General features: G+C 28.6%; 17 protein-coding genes and 1 pseudogene. 5 read left to right on the forward strand and 13 right to left on the reverse strand.

What is annotated here, in order from left to right:
- Positions 1-10 precede the first annotated feature (10 nt).
- From BMUR_RS06540 to BMUR_RS06600, 13 genes and pseudogenes are all read right to left on the reverse strand, one after another.
- Entirely contained in the window at positions 11-463 is a 453-nt protein-coding gene (locus BMUR_RS06540; RefSeq protein ID WP_013113815.1) for a hypothetical protein, read from the reverse strand.
- A complete protein-coding gene (locus BMUR_RS06545) occupies positions 463-1359 on the reverse strand; it encodes a hypothetical protein (RefSeq protein WP_013113816.1) in 897 nt (298 codons plus the stop codon). The genes BMUR_RS06540 and BMUR_RS06545 overlap by 1 nt, the downstream gene beginning before the upstream one ends.
- On the reverse strand, positions 1356-4826 hold the full coding sequence (locus BMUR_RS06550) for a phage tail tape measure protein (RefSeq protein WP_013113817.1): 3471 nt from the start codon (positions 4824-4826) through the stop codon (positions 1356-1358). Before BMUR_RS06550 ends, BMUR_RS06545 begins: the two co-directional genes overlap by 4 nt.
- Positions 4827-4915: 89 nt before the next feature.
- Positions 4916-5104 carry a hypothetical protein gene (locus BMUR_RS06555; protein WP_013113818.1) on the reverse strand — a complete coding sequence of 63 codons (189 nt, stop codon included), beginning with the start codon at positions 5102-5104 and terminating at the stop codon, positions 4916-4918.
- A 65-nt stretch (positions 5105-5169) separates the two neighbouring features.
- Positions 5170-5517 (reverse strand): hypothetical protein, encoded by a 348-nt coding sequence (locus tag BMUR_RS06560; RefSeq protein ID WP_013113819.1) that lies wholly within the window; start codon positions 5515-5517, stop codon positions 5170-5172.
- An 11-nt stretch (positions 5518-5528) separates the two neighbouring features.
- The gene (locus BMUR_RS06565) at positions 5529-6920 is read right to left on the reverse strand and encodes a hypothetical protein (protein WP_013113820.1); all 1392 of its coding nucleotides are present in this window, start codon (positions 6918-6920) and stop codon (positions 5529-5531) included.
- A gap of 93 nt (positions 6921-7013) precedes the next feature.
- Complete coding sequence (locus BMUR_RS06570; protein WP_013113821.1) at positions 7014-7340, reverse strand: hypothetical protein; 327 nt, start codon at positions 7338-7340, stop codon at positions 7014-7016.
- Positions 7341-7351: 11 nt separating this feature from the next.
- On the reverse strand, positions 7352-7810 hold the full coding sequence (locus tag BMUR_RS06575; RefSeq protein WP_008730217.1) for a hypothetical protein: 459 nt from the start codon (positions 7808-7810) through the stop codon (positions 7352-7354).
- Position 7811: 1 nt separating this feature from the next.
- The gene (locus BMUR_RS06580; RefSeq protein ID WP_008730219.1) at positions 7812-8165 is read right to left on the reverse strand and encodes a phage head completion protein; all 354 of its coding nucleotides are present in this window, start codon (positions 8163-8165) and stop codon (positions 7812-7814) included.
- A gap of 67 nt (positions 8166-8232) precedes the next feature.
- Positions 8233-8673, reverse strand: a complete 441-nt coding sequence (locus tag BMUR_RS06585; RefSeq protein WP_013113822.1) for a head-tail connector protein — start codon at positions 8671-8673, stop codon at positions 8233-8235.
- 24 nt (positions 8674-8697) lie between these two features.
- Positions 8698-9981, reverse strand: coding sequence for a phage major capsid protein (locus tag BMUR_RS06590; RefSeq protein ID WP_013113823.1), 1284 nt, complete (start codon positions 9979-9981; stop codon positions 8698-8700).
- A gap of 19 nt (positions 9982-10000) precedes the next feature.
- Positions 10001-10664: pseudogene (locus BMUR_RS06595) on the reverse strand (HK97 family phage prohead protease).
- A complete protein-coding gene (locus BMUR_RS06600) occupies positions 10651-11928 on the reverse strand; it encodes a phage portal protein (protein ID WP_013113824.1) in 1278 nt (425 codons plus the stop codon). Before BMUR_RS06600 ends, BMUR_RS06595 begins: the two are co-directional and overlap by 14 nt.
- A gap of 129 nt (positions 11929-12057) precedes the next feature.
- Between BMUR_RS06600 and BMUR_RS06605 the strand changes: the two genes are divergently transcribed.
- The 5 genes from BMUR_RS06605 (at position 12058) to BMUR_RS06625 (ending at position 18805) form a co-directional block, all read left to right on the forward strand.
- Positions 12058-12456 carry a P27 family phage terminase small subunit gene (locus tag BMUR_RS06605; protein ID WP_013113825.1) on the forward strand — a complete coding sequence of 133 codons (399 nt, stop codon included), beginning with the start codon at positions 12058-12060 and terminating at the stop codon, positions 12454-12456.
- An 8-nt stretch (positions 12457-12464) separates the two neighbouring features.
- Positions 12465-14237 (forward strand): terminase large subunit, encoded by a 1773-nt coding sequence (locus BMUR_RS06610; RefSeq protein ID WP_013113826.1) that lies wholly within the window; start codon positions 12465-12467, stop codon positions 14235-14237.
- Positions 14238-14746: 509 nt separating this feature from the next.
- The gene (locus BMUR_RS06615) at positions 14747-14953 is read left to right on the forward strand and encodes a DUF6290 family protein (protein ID WP_013113827.1); all 207 of its coding nucleotides are present in this window, start codon (positions 14747-14749) and stop codon (positions 14951-14953) included.
- A 63-nt stretch (positions 14954-15016) separates the two neighbouring features.
- Positions 15017-16894: an ATP-binding protein gene (locus tag BMUR_RS06620; RefSeq protein WP_013113828.1), complete on the forward strand. Its 1878-nt coding sequence runs from the start codon at positions 15017-15019 to the stop codon at positions 16892-16894.
- Positions 16895-17083: 189 nt separating this feature from the next.
- The gene (locus BMUR_RS06625) at positions 17084-18805 is read left to right on the forward strand and encodes an NERD domain-containing protein (RefSeq protein WP_013113829.1); all 1722 of its coding nucleotides are present in this window, start codon (positions 17084-17086) and stop codon (positions 18803-18805) included.
- Positions 18806-18928: the final 123 nt, after the last annotated feature.

Below are 18928 nucleotides of genomic sequence, written 5' to 3' on the forward strand. Positions count from 1 at the left end.
TTACTCATGACTAATATACCTCATTATTATACATATCAAAATAATCTATTTCATAAGTTCCATTTTTTGTTATTACTAATGGAATATATTTACTTATTCCTTCATTATTGATTAAATAAAAACCGCCAAGCTCTTCATTATAATAGCAGTCTAAACTGCTTACTATTTGTGCATCTAAGTTTTTACCATTATTAATTAATTTTAATAATATATATTTATTACTGTCATTATTTGTATTGTCTTTCAATATAATATGCTTTTTAGCTTCATATATTGAATAGCAAAACATACATACAGAACCTTTCCGTATAAACGGCATACTGCTTTTATTAGAGAAATCTATTTTTGTACCCTCAAATGCAGTATGCAGAAATCTTGTATGTTTTAATAATTCATTCTGTCTTTTATATCCATCTTCAATAGTAAGAGGTATGCTAGAAGGCTCATAAACAAGTTCAAACATTATTTCACCTCTCTAAATGTAAGCTCTGTAGAATACTGATATAAATCATTCTTTCCTTTCTTAAAAGCTATCTCTTCATTAGTACATACATAAAGTCCAGACTTCATATAATATTTAACTTTAGATGATGTATTATCTTTTATAATAGTTGTATGCTTAGATGTATTTTGATTTTCTATTGTTTTTGTAATAGTGTTTGTTTTACTTGCATATTTAGATAATCCATATTTGCTTATATTATATTTTGCTGTTTCTATTTCTGATTCTAAAATCTCATCAGGACTTATTGTTTCTTCTATCCATACTTGAAGTACAAAAGGTTCAAAATTACTAATATCAAAAAAGTTAATGATTTTTTCTCTGTCATCATTAGTCAGATATGGAAAAGATACTTTCCAAGTATCATAGCTTTTAACAGGTAGTTTTCTATAAAAATAATGACCTGTTAAAGAAAAATATTGATTACGAGTATAATTTATAGTATGCGTTTTACTTTTATCATGAGGAGGAAAATCTACTCCTTCACCTATTATTAAATATCCGCATTCAATCATATTGCCATCTTCATCTTTGATAAAAGTTATTTTGACTTTTATAAACTCTACAGCAGCTATATTATGAATAGCTTGTTTATTTATTATATTAATATTATATGTAAGCAGATCATTATTAATATTTGTTATTTCTAATTTTATTTTTTGAGCATTTGTATTAAATACTGCTATTTCATTTATAATGCCGTTTCCTGATAGTGTTAAACTTCCTTCGCTTTCACTTGCAAACTTTCCAACTTCAAGAGTTTGATAATTAAACATATTAGAAATAGGGAAAAAATCATATTCACTAGAGAAAGTATATTCAAAATTATTAAAAATATTATTCCATAATAGCCTCATAATATTCCCCTTTGTGATACTACCTTAACGCCTCGTTTACTTAAATTGAGCATAGTGCTTGCAACTATCTTTCCGTCAAGCATTAAATAAACAGGCTGATTGAATATAGTTTCTGACTGTGTATTTACTTCATATATTCCATCATTATTTTTAGCAGCTTCAAAAATCTGACTTCCTATTTTTGATAGTATTCTATCTTCAAGAGGTATAACCGCTTCATCGTTTGCACCCTCTCCGATTACAGCATTAATTCCTCCGTTTCTTCTCTCTACAAGTCCGCCTTTTGCCAAGTATTTAGGTTCACTCGGTTTAGCTTGAGATAATGTCGCCAAATTAACAGCACCGCCTGCAATAATTCCTGCTAAAGTTGCATAGGCTATTAAAGGCATTGGAAAAGGACCAGCACTCATAGCTGATGCCAATGCACTTATGGCTGCCTGTGCCATAGAAGCTGACGCCTGAACTAAAGACATTTTCCAGCTTTCCATTTGCGAATTATATTCTAGCTTCATCTTATCATTATTATAGTTTTTCTCTACTTCCATCTGCTTAGCTTTGGCTTCTTCTTCTATTTGTATTTTAGCTAGTTCTTTTTGTTTCTCTTCAAGTTCAGCTTTTATTCTCTCCTGCTCATAAAGTCCTAAAGCAACTTTTTGCCTATTCTGTAATTGTTTTATTTCATTTAATAAACTCTGCTTTTGCGAGTCCTCCATTATTCCTATAGCTTCAAGCCTTGCATTTTTTTCTTCTTCTATCGCTTCTAATGCTGCCTCTTTTCTTTCCTCATTTTTTTCTATTTCAAACTCTATAGCCTGTATTTGCATTTCCTGTATAGCAGAATAAAAATCATTTGTATATCCTATAGTGTCATTAAGCATTTGAAGCCAATTCGCACTAAAATAATCTGAAAAACTTTGAGTAGGTGTTTTCCAAAGTTCGCCGAACTTCTCTTTTAATATTTCTACCTGTTCAGTTGTAAGTTCTAATTCATTAGTTATGCTTTCTATTCCGCTTCTTACTATTTCACTTTTCTGTCCCTGCTGTTCAGCTTCGCTTACTTTATCGCCGAACTCTTCAGCAACAGAAACGCCTCTTTCATAAGCGGATATACTATTTTCTATTTCTTTTACTAATTCAGAAAATCTGTCAGTTTTGATACTGTCTAATGCGTAGCCGTAATTATCACTTAAATATTTTATTTGATTAGCATTTAAGTTTAGTACCGTACTCATTTCTGTGAGTATAGCACCTACTTTGTCTTTTTTAGCTTCTAAAGCCTCAGCATCACTGATTTCAGCTCCCATATTACGAAGATTGCTTACTCTGCGATTTTCCTCTGCCTCTGCTTTTTTTAGTAAAGCTAAATAATCTTCATAAGTTTTTGTTTTATCTTTTACAGCATCAGATTTACCTTTTATTGCATTAATGCTCTTTTCATTAGCTTCTTTTTCTTTAGTCTCTAAATCTATTCCATCTCTAGTTAGAGACTGTCTTAAATGCATGCTTTGATTTAAGTCATTTCTTTGTTTTTCTAATGTATTTAATGTATTTTCTACTTCTGATAATTTTTCATAATCAGAACTCTTTAATATCTCATCATTGGCTTGGCTTTCTCCCATACCAGATGCATATAAAGAACTTCTTAAGTTTTCAACAGCAGTATTATATATTTTGCTCTTTTCTTCTAATTCTTTTATTTTTGTTTCTATAGTTTGTATTTGTATACTTTCTTCTGCCGTTCTATAGTCTTCTAACTTCATAGTAGCAGAATCTATATATGTAATTCCGTCTAAAACTACAGTTTTTAAATTAGGATATAGTCTAGTAAGTTTATCAGTTACTTGGTTTAATCTTTCAGTAGCTGCTGCATCTAACTCTTTGGCACTAGCTAGTTTTTGATACTCTTCAAATAAACCTACATCTTTAAAAGAATTATCATTTAATTCTTTTGTGCTGTTAGCTAATTGGTTTGAAGTATCTATTAATGCTTTATATTCCTGATTTAATTTATATGCTTTTACTGCTAAAGCACCAAGTCCTACGGTTAAAGCTGTTATAATACCAACAGGACTTGCAATCATTACTGTATTTAATGCTTTCCAAGCTGTACTTAATCCTTGAATAGAGCTTGCGGCTGTCTTTAATGTAGATACCGCATTTTTAAAATCTTTTATAGTTTTCTTAGCTTCTGTTATTCCTTTTGAAAGTCCTACTATACCTTTTAATGCAGGACCAAAGCCTGCTGCTAAAGCAACAAAGCCTACACTTACTGCCTGCAAAGGTGCTGGCAAGTCGCTGAATGTTTTTATTAAAGATATAATAGTAAGAATCATTTTTTCAGCTATAGGTACTATTTTATCTTGCATAACAGGAAGTAAATCTTCATTAACAACAGGAAGTAAACTATTTCCAAGCTCTACTACTAAAGCACTAAGCTCTGCTTTCATTTTTTCAAACTGTCTTGCTGGACCGTCATCTATTTTTTTGAATGCCTCAGCTGTAGCTCCTGCCGAATTATTCATCTGATCTAAAGCATCTTTAAACTTATCTGCATTCTTTCCAGATAAAGCTAAACCAGCATTTGCTGCCTCAACACTGCTGAACATACTAGAAATATCTTTTCCGCTTTTATCAGCTTTTTCAGCAAGCATTTGAAGAGCTTCCTGTAAAGTTCCTCCTTGCTCTATAAACTCTTTAAAGCTTTTTCCTGCTATTTCTCTAAATGCTATATCTGTAATGCTTCCTTCTTTATTAAGTTCTACTAAAGCCTGACGAATCTGTGTTGTTGCAACAGAAGTAGGAGTTCCTTGTGCAGTCATTACAGCAATAGCAGCTCCTATATCTTCAAACTTCACTCCTAAAGCTGAAGCGGTAGGAATAACATTAAATAAAGATTTTGATAACTGAGTAAAGTCTGTTTTTCCTAGCTTCAGTGTTTGAAACATTATGTCTGAAGCTCTATTAGTATTAAGAACTTCTGTTCCATAAGCATTAGTAACAGAAGTAAGTCCGTCAACTGAAGTTTCTAATTCAGCAACACCTGCAATAGCAGCTTCGCCTGCCGTTTTTAAGAACTCAAATACATTTTCACGTGGAACTCCTGCAGAAAGTGCTTGATAAAGAGCTTTAGTTGTTTCTTCTGGAAGTTTGCCTATTTCTTTACTAAACGCTAAAGTTTCATTTTTTAATTTTTCAAAACCTTCATTGCTTAATTTAGGAAGAAGAGTAAGAACCTCACGCATTCCATTATCAAAATCAGTAGCTTTTTTAGTAGCTAATGCAAAAGCTGTTGTCCCTGCTGCTATTGGCACAGTTAAACTTTTAGTAGCTAAAGAACCGAACTTGTCAAAAGATTTTCCTATTTTATCAAAGCCTTTTTCTAAGTCTGTTGTTTTATCTTTAAGTTTTCCAAATGCCTCAATAGCTTGAGAAGCATCTGCATTAATATATACATTTAATTTACTCATTATTGCTAAACTCAAAAAAGCCTTTGAGAAAATCGATAATAAATTATCGATTTGGCTTTTTTTCGTTTTTTATTCCTTTTTTATTATTGCTAATTATTTACCGTAATAGTTTCTATTTCCCATAAACCTTGTCTTTCTTTTTTTATAGTTTTATTTCCCTGTTTTATTTCAGATGAAGAATTGTTTGATTTAGTTTTCTCTTCTACTTCTATAATATAAGGCAAATTTAAAGAAGCTGTATAATAGAGCAGAAGTCTTTGCAAACTCATCTCCATCATACAGTCTTCTGTCCACCCATAGCTATTAGCTAAATGTGCAAATAACTTTATTAATTCTATTTTTATTAGTTTTCTTTTTTTTTATCCTCATTAGGAGCATCAATTCCTGCTTTATAAAAGCCGTCCATTATCATTCTGAATATTTTTATAAGCTGATCATAATTAAAATCTTCTAATATATCTTCTCGGCAGGTATTTTTATCCTGTCTTTGTATAAGAGGAATTACTATATCTTCTATCACAGTCTGTGAATCAAGAAAACCTTTCTCTGCTATAGACTGGCTATAATCACTTATTTTTAATGCCAAGCCCACAGGTATATCATTAACATTTATCTTGTATTTGCCAAGTTTGGCATAAACTGCTTTTTTATTACTAAACTCTTCTAAATCTACAATTTCTATATCTGCCATATTTCAGATCCTTATATATTTGCATTTATATTTACTTCTATATCTTTTACAATATCTTCACTGCCTGTTTTTTTAGCTGTGATTTTTAATGTAGCTGTACCTTCTGCCTTTCCTGTGATAGTGAAAGTTTTAGTTTCAGCTTCATAGCTCACATCAAAAAACTGCTGGTCTGGAGGCTCTACTGTATGTGTTATCTCGTCAGCATTTGAAGTTAATACTACAGTATCATTTTCATCTGCTCTTATATCTACATTTGGTTTATCACTTTCTAAAGTTAAAGCTTCTGGAACCGCTTGTATATTAATAGATATATCTTTAGTAATATCTTCACTGCCTGCTTTTTTAGCTGTGATTTTTAATGTAGCTGTACCTTCTGCCTTTCCTGTAATAGTGAAAGTTTTAGTTTCAGCTTCATAGCTCACATCAAAAAACTGCTGATCTGGAGGCTCTACTGTATGTGTTATCTCGTCAGCATTTGAAGTTAATGCTACAGTATCATTTCCATCTGCTCTTATATCTACATTTGGTTTATCACTTTCTAAAGTTAATGGAACATTAGGTTCACTTTCTGTATCTGATGTTTCCTCTTCTGTATCTTTTATTTCTTCTTCATCTTTACCTACAGACTGTTCATCTTCATACCATGCAAGCTGCTCTCCGCTTTGCTGACTGCCTGCTAAAGTCGCTGAGAAACTTAATTTCCCTACCAACACATCCTGTGCTTTATCAGAAGGGAAGCTAAACTCTAAGCCGCCTGCTATTGAAGCCTGCGGTAAATATATTCTTAATTCTTTACTCTCAGCATTAGTATTAACTATCATTATGCATTTAGGTTTGATTGTAGAACTTTTTCCTCCTGTTGCCATGCGTACCATTTTAGGCATAGTTCTAGTATATGTAATAATTAAAGTATCTGTGCTAGGAGATATTTTAGTATCTGTAATTTTTATTCCATTAGTTCCTATTTTTTCGTAGCTTGATTCTTCTATGCGAATATTTCCCATAGAGTTTTTCTTTTCTACTTTAGTTATTGTTACTTCGCTTCCGTCTGCATTTCTAAATGGAACTTTTATTTCTTCACCTCTTTTATATGTATCTGATTCTACTATATACTGTTTTGTAACTTCTGTTTTACCATCATAGCTGTCTATATTATCTATACCGCCTCTTGCCTCAGCATAGTTTTTGAAATTAATTTCTAAACTGTCAAGAGTTAATTCCATTTTATGTTCTGTCACTAAAGTAGCTATAGTTCCTGCATTGTCGCTTTCTATATCTGATGTAGTTATAGTTTCTTTTACAGCAACACTGCGTGCTGCTCCTATATTTATAAGTTTATCAAATCTATCTCCTATCAAAACTTTGGCACTTCCGTATCTTATTGTTTTTTTTTTCTTGCACACTTGTTTGACTCATAATATCTCCTTATTGTTATTATGCTAGCTTTATATTAATATTTATATAATATTTCTATTATTGTCATTGTCTGATATGCATTATCTATACGAGAATGGGCTTTCATTGCTTATATCACAGCCGCATATCTCAATATTATCTATCTTTTTTTTCAAACTATTAAAATACTTACCTATTTTTTTCTGAAGAGTTAATGCATGTTCTAAACTTGTAGAATAAACACTAACTTGATAAATATCTCTTGAATATTCAAACTCATATTTAGGATTTGAACTTTGAAGAGAATAAACTATATAGCTTTTATCATTATCTACATTGCTGTCCTCAACAAAATCCAAATAAACACCTGCCGTTTTTTTATCTTCTTGAGTAAGACTTTTTAATAATTGATAAATTACTCTATGCATATTTATAAACTCTATTTATTATTAGCTTTTTGTATTACTATATTCAAAGCACTTTTGACTGCCTCTTCTATATTCTCTCTGTTTGATTCAAATAGAGGTATTAACAAAGGCACTTCATTTTTATATTTATTTCCATATTCATTAAAAAAAGCATAATACCTATCGCCTTGCTCTTTATACCATTTTATTTTATTTTTCTCAGGTGCTGTGCCTCTTTTTCCGCTAATTGTAGTAATCTTAACATTGCTTTCAGTATTACTCTTTTTGTTTATTCTTGTTTCTTTTACAGTAAAATATTTATCAAAAGTCCAGCCTCTGCTTTTTGCTTTTGCATTAGCTTCTTTTGCTATTCTTCTAGCTTCTTTTAATGAGGCTTTTTTTACTTCATTCTTAAAATCAATTCCTAACTCTTCTAAAGTTTTCCTGAACTCATCAAACCCTGTAAGAGTTACTTTATTTTTTTCAGACATATTACTCTCTATTGTCAGCTTTTTTATTATTTACTAATTTCTTTATTGTAAATATGCATTCTATATTTTTATATGAAACATTCTCCATATTAATGACTTCATAGATATCATTTTCACGGTTTATTTTGGCCATCATTCCTTTGGTATCAAACTCTTTGAAATAATGAGTATGTACTTTCAAAGTTCTTGTTAAATCTTTTCTTTTACCCTGCTGTATATCTTTATATGTTATATCTTCAATAGAGCATTTTACTTTTCTTAATTCTATTAATTCATTACTTCCTGTTCCGTTTCCATTATCTATATACTTTGTTCTATAAAAAGTTATAGTATGAATTAATTTTCCAACTTTCATTATTGTTATATTCGCCTCGCCTAATAAAAGCGAATAAGTAAACTTATTCGCTGGCTTGGCTCATCTCCTATAGAGTAAACTTTTCCCTTGCAATGGCCAATAATCTATGAACACCTTTCAAAGCAACTTCCTCACTTTGACTGGCTTCTCCTGTTTTGCTTTCAAAATAATGAGCAGCAAGTCCAAGAATAGCATACCTAACTTCAGGAGGACAATCGGCTCTTTTGTATTCTATTTCATTAGCTTTATTACAATAGCCGATTGCACTGTCTAAAGTCAGATGCAGTATATCATCATCATAGTCAATGCCTTCTAAGTTTAGAAACTTTTTGAACTCTGACAAAGTAACTACTTTATTATCTTCGCTCGCTACAAGCCCCGACAATCCCGAGTGATTAGTATCACTCGGCGGGCTTTCCGCTTGCTTTTCTTCGTCATCATCACCTTCTTCGACTACTTTTCTGACATCAATGTCTATACTATTAATATCTTCAGTATCACTGCTCATATATAAAAGCCTTATTAAAAATTATTAAGCTGCATACGCTTGATCATTTGGAAGTAATCTTACAAATGCTGATTTTTGAATAGGGGCACCGTCTCCCCAATATCCTACTTGGAAACCTACCTGATTTGTTTTGCTGTATAACTCATGCAAAACTTGAAGTTCCATAGACAAGCTGTCAAAAATCCAATAATATTTTAAGTTTGCTAAGAACCCAAAATATTTTGTAGCTTCCAGCTTATCTTCTATAAAGTCATTTTGCACAACTGGTATACCAAGTAAAATACTAGGCTGTCCCGCTATTAAACTTTCCTGCCAAATAGGACGGTCCTGCTTATCTTTTAATTTTCTTAAAGCAGCAACTGCTTTTTTATTAAGCATCCATACCGCTCCGTTTTGATATCCGCCTTTCAATCCGCTTACTGCATCTACTAAACCATCATAAGTTATAGCAGCACTTGCAGTTCCTACTTTTATATCTCTGTCAGTTGGAATAGCTGCTGTATTATCTGAAGTTTGAGCAAATATACCTAGAGGTTTATCCTGTCCATTTCCATATAAATAATTATGCTCTAATGTAGAAGCCAATTTATATACTATTCTCTCCTCAACTAAACCTTGAATATCTATGTTGCTTTGCTTTATTAATCTTTTACTAAGTTTAACTAACTTAGTTAATTGATTAGCCTTCATTTCTCTTTTTCCAAAAGACATATTTGTATCTTCTGTAACTTCTGCGATTTCTGCTGTCCAATCAAGATCATTTAAATCACTGTCAAGTGTAGGTATTCCTATGCTTGCATATCCGTTCATAGCAGGAATGATATTTGCTCTTTTTCTTATCTGTACTGCATCATCTAAGTCTTTTATAATTTGCTTTACTAGATACTGAGGTGCTATAGTATATCCGCCGCCTTCGGCAACGCCTGCCTGAAGTGTTTCTCTTATTTCTTTATCATTGCCTGATCTAAACCATCTGTCAACTTTAGCTCTTAATTCAGCTTCGTTATCATCAGCAGATGAATTGTCCAAATTATCAGCTAAATTTCTTTTATTCATAGAAGATTTAGTTTGAAGTGATAGAAGTTTATCATTTCTCTCTATTTCCTTATTTCTATTTTCTATATTCTTCATTAAAGTATCTATATCATTATCTAGTTTTGATATATCTTCTTTTTTATTTTCTCTCTCTTCAATACTCATAGCAGAATATGCTTGTCTTTTTTGCATAAGTTCATCAATAGATTGTAAATCTAAAGCATTTTCATTTTTTAGTTTTTCTATTAAAGCTCTCAATTCTTCTGGTGACATAATTTGATACTCCTTATTATTATTTATTTTTTATTTTTAGATATTTTATTTTTTGTTCATATTCTTTATTTCTATAATCAAAATCATCATTCTCTATAGGTATAGATTTATCAGGCGGTTTTGCCGATAGGCACCTACTCGGTGGAATATATACATCTTCATTTTTATGCCTAACATTCGTTTGAGGATAAGCTGGAAATGTTACTAATGATATTTCATGCAAAGTGATTTCTTCTACTTCACGTATAGGCATTCCGTATTCTTTTAATGTTTCTTTATCATCAATCCAATTATCTCTCACTACTTTGAATCCGAAAGACATCTGCTTTATATCGCCTCTGTCCACGCTTTCTTTCAAATCTCTTGCCCAAGTAGTATTTGGCATAGAAACTTCAAAATATAACCCTTTTTCATCTTCTCTTAAAATTAATGTGCCAGAACTCTTTCTGCCTAGAACATATCTTGTATCATGTCCCCCATAAACATACTTGATCATTTTCTAATAATGATTTAGTGAAAGCTCCTCTGTTTATACGCTCTCTAAATAAATCTCCATAGAGAGGCTCACTTAAAGAATTATATACAATAGCATAGCCTCTTAATTTAAGAGGCTCACCTTCTGTGTCTGTACTTTTTTGAATATTAATATCTATACTTCTAATTTCATTATTACTTGCTGGCATCTTTATATTCCTCTTCTAATTTTTTATTTTCATTATTATTTATATTAAAGTCTTGATTGCTCTCATTTTCTGAAGTTTCATAAACTGTTTTTATTGGTCTTATTTGCTGAGAAACGAAATACTCATCTCCGTATTCATCATCTACTTCGTTAAGGTTTTCCAGTATCCGCCATTCATTTCTAGTGAGAACACCATTATTTAATTTTATTTGGTTAGCCTGCTGCCTTGTAAGAGTATCGCCTCTCAAAAGTCCGTCTAAATTAAACTCTATATTATATTTTTTTCTTTCTAAATTATTTAATAAATAGCCATTCAATGCTTTTTCTATACGAACGCACCACGGTCTTATTGTGTGCGTTACAAACTCTATACTTTGATGTTCTATATTATTATTTGTACTCCTGCTTAAATCACCAATTAAATGTGGAGGTACACGGAACACTCGGCATATTTCCTCTACTGAAAATCTTCTGCTTTCTAAAAACTGTGCATCTGACAAGTTCATTGTGATAGGGTCTATTTTCATTCCTTCTTCAAGAACAACAATACCTTTTTCCCAAGCATCTCTGAAACTTTCTTTGAGATTTTGTTTGGCTTCTTTGCTTAATTGTTGCGGATGCGAAATAATTGGAACTTTTTTAACACCATTAGAAAAGAAATCTAATGCAAAATTATCCTGATAAAGTCCAGTAGTTATTTGCTTACGCATCATAGCTATTGGACTGTATCCTATCACTCCGTTCCATCCAAGTCCTGCTATATGCATAACTTGAGACGGAGATAAAGTAATTATTTCTCCATCATCTGAATATTCAAACATTTTATTGCCGTTTGAATCTCTATATATTTTAATCTTATTTGAATCTATTAGATAAAGTTCTGTTACTCTGTTGAAATTATCCCTTACTACTTCTACAAAGCCGTTGCCTTGAAGAAGTATTTGAGTGATTAGACTTTCTATAAATGATACTGATGTGCATTCTTCATTAGGAGCGTCATGCAATAATCTATATAAAGAATGATCTTTAGCTTTTATTTTATTATTTCCATTTACTTTATATACAAAAAGCGGTAAAGTAGCTATTGTTTCAGCAATAACTCTCACGCATGCAAATACTGTAGAGAAAGTTAAAGCAGTATTTGGATTGACTGCTGATAAAGTTTTATCATTTTGAATTGATAAAAAATTACTGCTGTCAATATAGCTGAAATCAGGAAACAGCCATTTTTTTATATAATTCCTTATATTTTTTATTACAGACATATATATATAAAAAAAATATAAGGAAATATAAGTTTTATTTTATATTTCCTATTTTTTTAATGTATTTATAGTCATAAATTATTATATTCATTACTATTTAATGAGCATTATTTTTTAATGGAGTCTATTATGCAAAATAAAAATGATAAAAAAAGATATAAAATACAAGCTCCTCCTAATTATTTTAATAAATATTCTATAAAAAAATGGAAAGAACTTGCACCTATCTTTGCCGAAAAAAATATGCTCGGACCTGCTGACATATCAGCTTTTGAGCTTTTATGTCTTCATTACGGCGATGCTATGAATCTTTATGAGGCTATGATTAATGAAGGAGGTTCTATAGCTGGTTATTTATCAGGTAAAAACTCTCAGACTATGGGAGAATATTTAGCTTATCATAAAGCTATAACGGCATATACAAAAATGCTTACCGAGTTTGGTTTAACTCCTGCTTCAAAAAAGAAAGTACCATATCCTGAAACTATAGAAGAGGATGATCCGCTTGAAAAAATGATAAATGGTTAAATAATATAATGTATACCTATGAAGAATATATCAATAAAGTTATAAATAAAGAATTGCCAGTGTGTCAAGCTGCTTTTTTATCTGTAAAAAGGCATTTGGACGATATAGAAAAATCAAAAAATAATGATTATCCTTTTTATTTTGATGATAATGAAGCTAAACGTCCTATCATGTTTATACAATCTTTAGTACATACAAAAGGAGAATGGGCAAATCATAATATTATACTAGAGCCTTGGGAACAGTTTATAATAGCAAGTATATTCGGATGGAGAAGAAAGGAAAATAAACTCAGACGTTACAAAAAAGCATACGTTCAAGTGAGCAGGAAAAATGGAAAAACTACTTTTGCATCTGGCATTGGTAATTATTGTTTTTTCTGCGACAGTCCTGCAGAGGCTGGAGTTGAAATATATTATATAGCTACTAAAAAAGATCAAGCGAAAATTGCATGGAGCGAAAGCGAAAGGCAAATAAGAAAAGCAAAAGCTCTTAATAAAGAAGCGATTACATATAAACAAACTTCTACAATTACAAAGAAAAAAGATACTGCATCAAAATCCAAACCGCTTGGACAGGACAGCAACACTGAAGACGGATTAAATCCTCATTTAGTGATAGTAGATGAGTACCATGCACATCCTGATAATGAACTACTAAATGTTCTTGAATCTGGAATGGGAGCTAGAAGGCAGCCGCTTGTATTTATAATTACTACTGCTGGTTTTGATAAATCTTCAGTGTGTTTTTCTGAATATGAATATGCAAAGCAAATATTAAAAGGTTCATTAAATAATGATGAATACTTTACAATAATATATGAGCCTGACAACATCAATGATATTTGGGTATTTATGTCCGAATATAAAGAAAAATTAAATAAAAATGAAGATGTTTCTAAGCAGGAAGAATTAATAAATAAAATTATTTTTCAAGCTAATCCTAATATAAATGTTTCTGTAAAAGACAGTTATCTCAAATCTAGGCTTTTAGAAGGGCTAGATAAACCTATTCAAAGAACTGATATACTTACAAAAAACTTGAATGTTTGGACACAGGCTAGTGAAGTTTGGATATCTTCTGACAGATGGATTAAATCTTATTCACATCAAAATATAAATATAAATGAATTAAAAGGCAGGAAAGCCTGCATCGGTTTGGATTTAGCAACTACAAGAGATATAGCAGCTTATGTTTTATGTTTTGATTCTATTGATAATGGTCCGTATATACTTCTGCCTCGCTTCTTTATGCCTAAAGAAAATATAAGGCAGCGTTCTAAAGAAGACAGAGTGCCTTATGAATTATGGGCTTCGCAAGGTTTAATTACTTTAACAAGCGGTGATATAATAGATTTTGATGTTATAGAATCCTCAATACTAAATGATGCGAAAGATTTTGAAATTATAGAAATAGCTTATGACCCTTGGAAAGCTATTGAAATAGTAACACACTTAGAAAGTGAGGGCTTCAAAATGGAACAGGTTAGGCAATCTTTTGCAGTCGGCGGTTTATCTGAAGGAACTTCTTTATTTGAAAAAACTATAGATGAACGAAAACTCCTTCATGGTAATAATGCAGTTCTTAATTGGATGATAAGCTGCTGTGAAGTAAAAACGGATGGGAGGGATAATTATTTGCCTGTAAAACCTGACAGAAGAAGATCATATAAAAGAATAGATGGTGTTGTAGCCTCCATTATGGCTCTTCATAGAGTGATTAAAAATCATTTTGAAGATACTAAAAGTATTTATGAAACTGAAGGCGTTTTTACATTATAATAATATCACTAATTTTATAAGTACCCCCTAATAAAAAAATTATCGCCATGCACAAAAGACTCCCCACTCGTTGCACCGATTGAAAGCCTGTAGAGATTTTCCCCACCCCCCGCCAAGCAAATATAAATCACTTATAATTTTGTTAAAGAAAAAAAGTTATTAATTTTAATTGAAAAATAGTTGACATTTTTTCAAGATATGCTATAATATAATTAATCCTAGATAAAAGGAGGAAATAATTATGGAAGTCTTAACTTTCATAGCTACAATTATTGATATAATGACCCTTATCGTAATTGTGGTTAAGCTGATAAAGATTAAAAAATAATTTTTATTAGCTTACGAAAGGGAGCTGAGTTTGCCGACTTGGCTCCTGACTTCCATAGTTATTATTATATATATAATATAGGAGTTGTCAAGATGTTAACAACTATAAATGCAATATTATCTTTAGTATCATTATCACTTAATATAGCAGTTTTAGTTCTTTTATTTAAAAGAGGTAATTAATGGATAATAAAAAAAATACTCATGGTGGTGCTAGAATTGGAGCTGGCAGAAAAAAGAAAGATGATAAGGATAAAAAGCCTAGCTATAGAATATCTTTTAGATTAAATGAAGAAGAAAATAAAATGCTTGAAGAAGCCGCAAAAAAAGAAGGAATGAGCATAGGACAATATGCTAGAAAATGTGCTTTGGAGAAATTTAAAATATAACAAATAAATAATTTATATATATTAGGTGTTGCGATAATAAAGGTTATCGTATTGGAATTCATTATGTATGTAAAAAAAGAAAGTAAATTAATAAAAGTAAATGGAAGATTAATAACAAATTCTTTAGTAGATAAAAGCAATACTTTTTTAGCTTTATGTGAACTTATAAATAATTCTATTCAAGCATCTGCAAATAATATAGAAATAAATATGACATCTGATTCTGAAGGTGAAATGATAAAAGATAGTATAACTTCTTTATCAATAAAAGACGATGGAGAAGGTGTATCTCTTAGTGATTTTCAAAAGAAAATATTAGAAATAGCTACAGACATAAAACCTAAAGGAAAAGGAACAGGAAGATTTTCAGTCTTTCAATTTGGTAAAACTGCTTATTTTGAAACAGTTTCTTATGATAAAATTTTAAATAATTATACAAAGACATCATGTACATTAAATTTAAATGAACTTCAAAATGGATATATAGATAAAGAAGTAGAACTTGAAAGTTATATTTTTAATTCAAAAAAGGATACATATTTTTTTATAGAAGTAAGAGACATATTTACTAAAGATTATGAAAATTATAACAGTAGAAAACATAAAATTTGTGATGCATTAAAAACAGAAAATATAGGTTTATCATTATTTACTATGTATCCTATAGAAATGTTAGATAAAAATATTCAATTTTTTGTAAATGGTATAAAAATTGATACTAAAAACTATCAGTTGGATAGAAACAAATTTGAAAGACAATATAACGATTATTCAATAGAATATGATGTTATAGAACATAAGTCTAAAAAAAAGAAAGAAGAAAAAGTACTTTGTATAAGAACTGAAAATAACAATATAAAAAATATATTAAATTATTTTGATATAGAAATGGATATACCTTATAAAGAAAAATCGGAAGTTAGTTGGCATATATATGTGGATTCTGAATACATAGATAAAAATGTAGAATCATTTGAAAATATAGATTTAAAGGATATGAATATTGATGTAAAAAATTTTTTAAATCAAATAGAAACAGATATCAAAAATTTTTTCTTAAATAATTATGAAGAATATTTTAATTTTAGAGATAAACTAATAAAAAATGATAACTATCCATATAAAAACAATATTAGTTCATCTAAAAGTAAAGAAATAGCATTTATACAAATAGCGTATTCTATAGAAGATAAATATAAATTATTGTCATCTAATAATAAAGATTTGATGAAAATTATTTATCCATTATTAGATGGTTGTTTAGATAATCCAAATTTAAAAAAAATAATTAATAGTATTAATACGCTAAAAAAAGAACACATCAAACAATTTGAAGAATTAATAGATAAAACAGAATTAGATGAAGTTATAACTTTTTCTGATAATGTTGCTAATAAAATGGCATTTTTAGATTTTTTACATGAAATTAATTATAGTGATGATATATCTAAATATATATTAGAACGTAAACAGTTACATAAAGTACTAGAGAAAAATTTATGGATATTTGGAGAACAATATATTTATAGTAGTGCTATAATAGAAAGTGATACTAATTTAGGAAAAAATTTAGAACGATTACGAGCAAATATTATGAAAAATAATTGTGAAGAGTTTGATGAAATAAAATCAGATGATAATATAACAAAAATAACAGATTTATTCTTTTATTCAGACTTTAAATTTAATAAAAAACATGAGGTATTAGTTGTAGAATTAAAGAGACCTAGTGTTAAATTGGGTAATAAAGAAATTGAACAAGTAAAAAGATATGGATCTGAGATATCAAAATCCAGTAGTATAAGTAAACAAAATGTAAATTTTAAAATCATATTAATAGGTTCAAGTATTAATGAAGATGATGCAATATATATAAGCAATAATGAACCATTATATAAAACAGGAAATATTGAAATATGGGTAATGAACTGGGCTGATTAATAAAAAGAAAATAGAGATAAATTAACTTATATGAGTAATGAAATAAAAGTTAAAGATAATTATATATTAAATAATATTGAAAAAAAAATATCCCTGAAATAAACTTCAATAATATTAAATTGAAGTTAAATGTGAAAAAATAATTATTAATTATATATTAATATAAAATAAATATTTTGGGAATACATTATGGAATATGAAAAACTTATTACAAAATTAGCATATGATTATAACATATTTAATAAAGATTCTAGTATAGAAAATATTTTAGAGCTTTTTAAAGATACAAATGAAATTAGTATTAAAGAATTAAATTTATTAATATTCATTATTATCAATGAAAAAAGTTACTCTAATTTTTGTAAAGAATTAAAAAATATAACTAACATATATTCAGATGAACAATTAAGTAGTCTATTTTTAAGTTTTATAGCAATTGCTAATTCTGATAGCATAGATATCACTATGCAGTATAGAAATAAATTAGAAAATGAAAAAGAATTAAATATGGTATCTATGACAAATAGTAATATAAAATTAGAAAATAATTATTTTTCATGTAATGATATTATTGACACTACTGTAGATCTTTTAGACTTTAATTTTAAATTATTTAAGTATATAACTAACAATAAGGAAATAATATCATCTACTATCAATTATATGAATATTGATCTAGTAAGAGAAAATAATAAATTTTTAATTTTAAAAACTATTTATGAATATATATGTTTTGAAAATGCATTTTTATCTGAAGTTAGTATTTATAAATATAAAATAGAATATAAAGATAAGTTTCATATATTAAAATATATTAATTTATTGAAGGTTAATGAAAAATTAATATCTTCTCTAATGAATACTCATAACTTGAAAATATATTATTTTGATAACATATACATAGAAAATTTAAAAATAAACGAAATGACTGGTGAAATATTTTTTGATATAGAAAAAAAGTCGGTAAAAAATATGTATATAGAAGGTAGAATGAAATTATATATAAATAGTTTAGTAATATACCATTATTACTATGATAAAAATTATAATGATATGGCACTAAATTTTTTCAGAGTGTTTATTGCATTAGATTATATACTATACAATGTATCAAATTATATAACTGATACAAAGCATAATATCAATTTTTATTTATTTAAAATAAATAAAAAATTACTATCTGAATATTGTACAAAAATAACTAATTTAGATAGTAATATTTGTGATGATATAATAGAATATTTAACTTATGATAATAAATCTAGTTTTTGGAATAAACCTTTAATAAAAAATGGTGATTTTTATCATTTATTAATTACACCTATAAAATATGGCAATATTATATTTATTGTAGATGAATATATGAATAATAAAACAACTTGTTTTAAAGATAAAAAAGGAAATCTATTTGAAAAATTTGTCGTAGATGAAATTACACTTCTATTATCTGAAAAAAAATTTTTTTATAAAATAGATCATGGTAAATATAAAATTTCTAAAAAAGAGATGGAGGAAATAGATTTTATATTAGAAACAAAAAATACAATTATAGTAGCTGAAATTAAATGTATTAGATATCCATTTAATTCACAGTTAATACAAAGATATGAAACTATTATTAATAAAGCGGTTGATCAAATAATAAGAAAAACTACATTTTTAATAAAAAATAATAAAAAATTTCAAAATAAAAAAATTTCATTTCAAAATAAAAAAATTATTAAATGTGTTATAACAAATTATAGTTTATTTTCTGGAACAGAAAGATCTGGAGTTTATATTATAGATATAAATATGCTTCGTAAATATATTAATGTTGGTAAAGAAGGATTTATCAAGTATGACTTAAGTACTAGAGAAAAACATGAAATAGCTAAAAACTTATATAATACTGAAGATGGAATTTTCTAATAACTTTGAAATATATTTTATGAGCTCAAATTCTTTTTATGAAGATAGAATTAAAATAATAACTAAGAAATTAAAAATAGGAAATTTTGAAATATCTATACCTACAATAATAGAGAATAAATT

It is taken from the genome of Brachyspira murdochii DSM 12563 (genome assembly GCF_000092845.1).
Taxonomy (GTDB): Bacteria; Spirochaetota; Brachyspiria; order Brachyspirales; family Brachyspiraceae; genus Brachyspira; species Brachyspira murdochii.

Bases quoted from the DNA above. Each gene is read 5' to 3' on its own strand.
- BMUR_RS06625 (WP_013113829.1), top strand. From the start codon at position 17,084: ATGGAATATGAAAAACTTATTACAAAATTAGCATATGATTATAACATA.
- BMUR_RS06600 (WP_013113824.1), bottom strand. From the start codon at position 11,928: ATGTCTGTAATAAAAAATATAAGGAATTATATAAAAAAATGGCTGTTT.
- BMUR_RS06560 (WP_013113819.1), bottom strand. From the start codon at position 5,517: ATGGCAGATATAGAAATTGTAGATTTAGAAGAGTTTAGTAATAAAAAA.
- BMUR_RS06590 (WP_013113823.1), bottom strand. From the start codon at position 9,981: ATGTCACCAGAAGAATTGAGAGCTTTAATAGAAAAACTAAAAAATGAA.
- BMUR_RS06570 (WP_013113821.1), bottom strand. From the start codon at position 7,340: ATGCATAGAGTAATTTATCAATTATTAAAAAGTCTTACTCAAGAAGAT.
- BMUR_RS06580 (WP_008730219.1), bottom strand. From the start codon at position 8,165: ATGAAAGTTGGAAAATTAATTCATACTATAACTTTTTATAGAACAAAG.
- BMUR_RS06575 (WP_008730217.1), bottom strand. From the start codon at position 7,810: ATGTCTGAAAAAAATAAAGTAACTCTTACAGGGTTTGATGAGTTCAGG.
- BMUR_RS06605 (WP_013113825.1), top strand. From the start codon at position 12,058: ATGCAAAATAAAAATGATAAAAAAAGATATAAAATACAAGCTCCTCCT.
- BMUR_RS06555 (WP_013113818.1), bottom strand. From the start codon at position 5,104: ATGATGGAGATGAGTTTGCAAAGACTTCTGCTCTATTATACAGCTTCT.
- BMUR_RS06585 (WP_013113822.1), bottom strand. From the start codon at position 8,673: ATGAGCAGTGATACTGAAGATATTAATAGTATAGACATTGATGTCAGA.
- BMUR_RS06545 (WP_013113816.1), bottom strand. From the start codon at position 1,359: ATGAGGCTATTATGGAATAATATTTTTAATAATTTTGAATATACTTTC.
- BMUR_RS06540 (WP_013113815.1), bottom strand. From the start codon at position 463: ATGTTTGAACTTGTTTATGAGCCTTCTAGCATACCTCTTACTATTGAA.
- BMUR_RS06550 (WP_013113817.1), bottom strand. From the start codon at position 4,826: ATGAGTAAATTAAATGTATATATTAATGCAGATGCTTCTCAAGCTATT.
- BMUR_RS06610 (WP_013113826.1), top strand. From the start codon at position 12,465: ATGTATACCTATGAAGAATATATCAATAAAGTTATAAATAAAGAATTG.
- BMUR_RS06615 (WP_013113827.1), top strand. From the start codon at position 14,747: ATGGATAATAAAAAAAATACTCATGGTGGTGCTAGAATTGGAGCTGGC.
- BMUR_RS06620 (WP_013113828.1), top strand. From the start codon at position 15,017: ATGTATGTAAAAAAAGAAAGTAAATTAATAAAAGTAAATGGAAGATTA.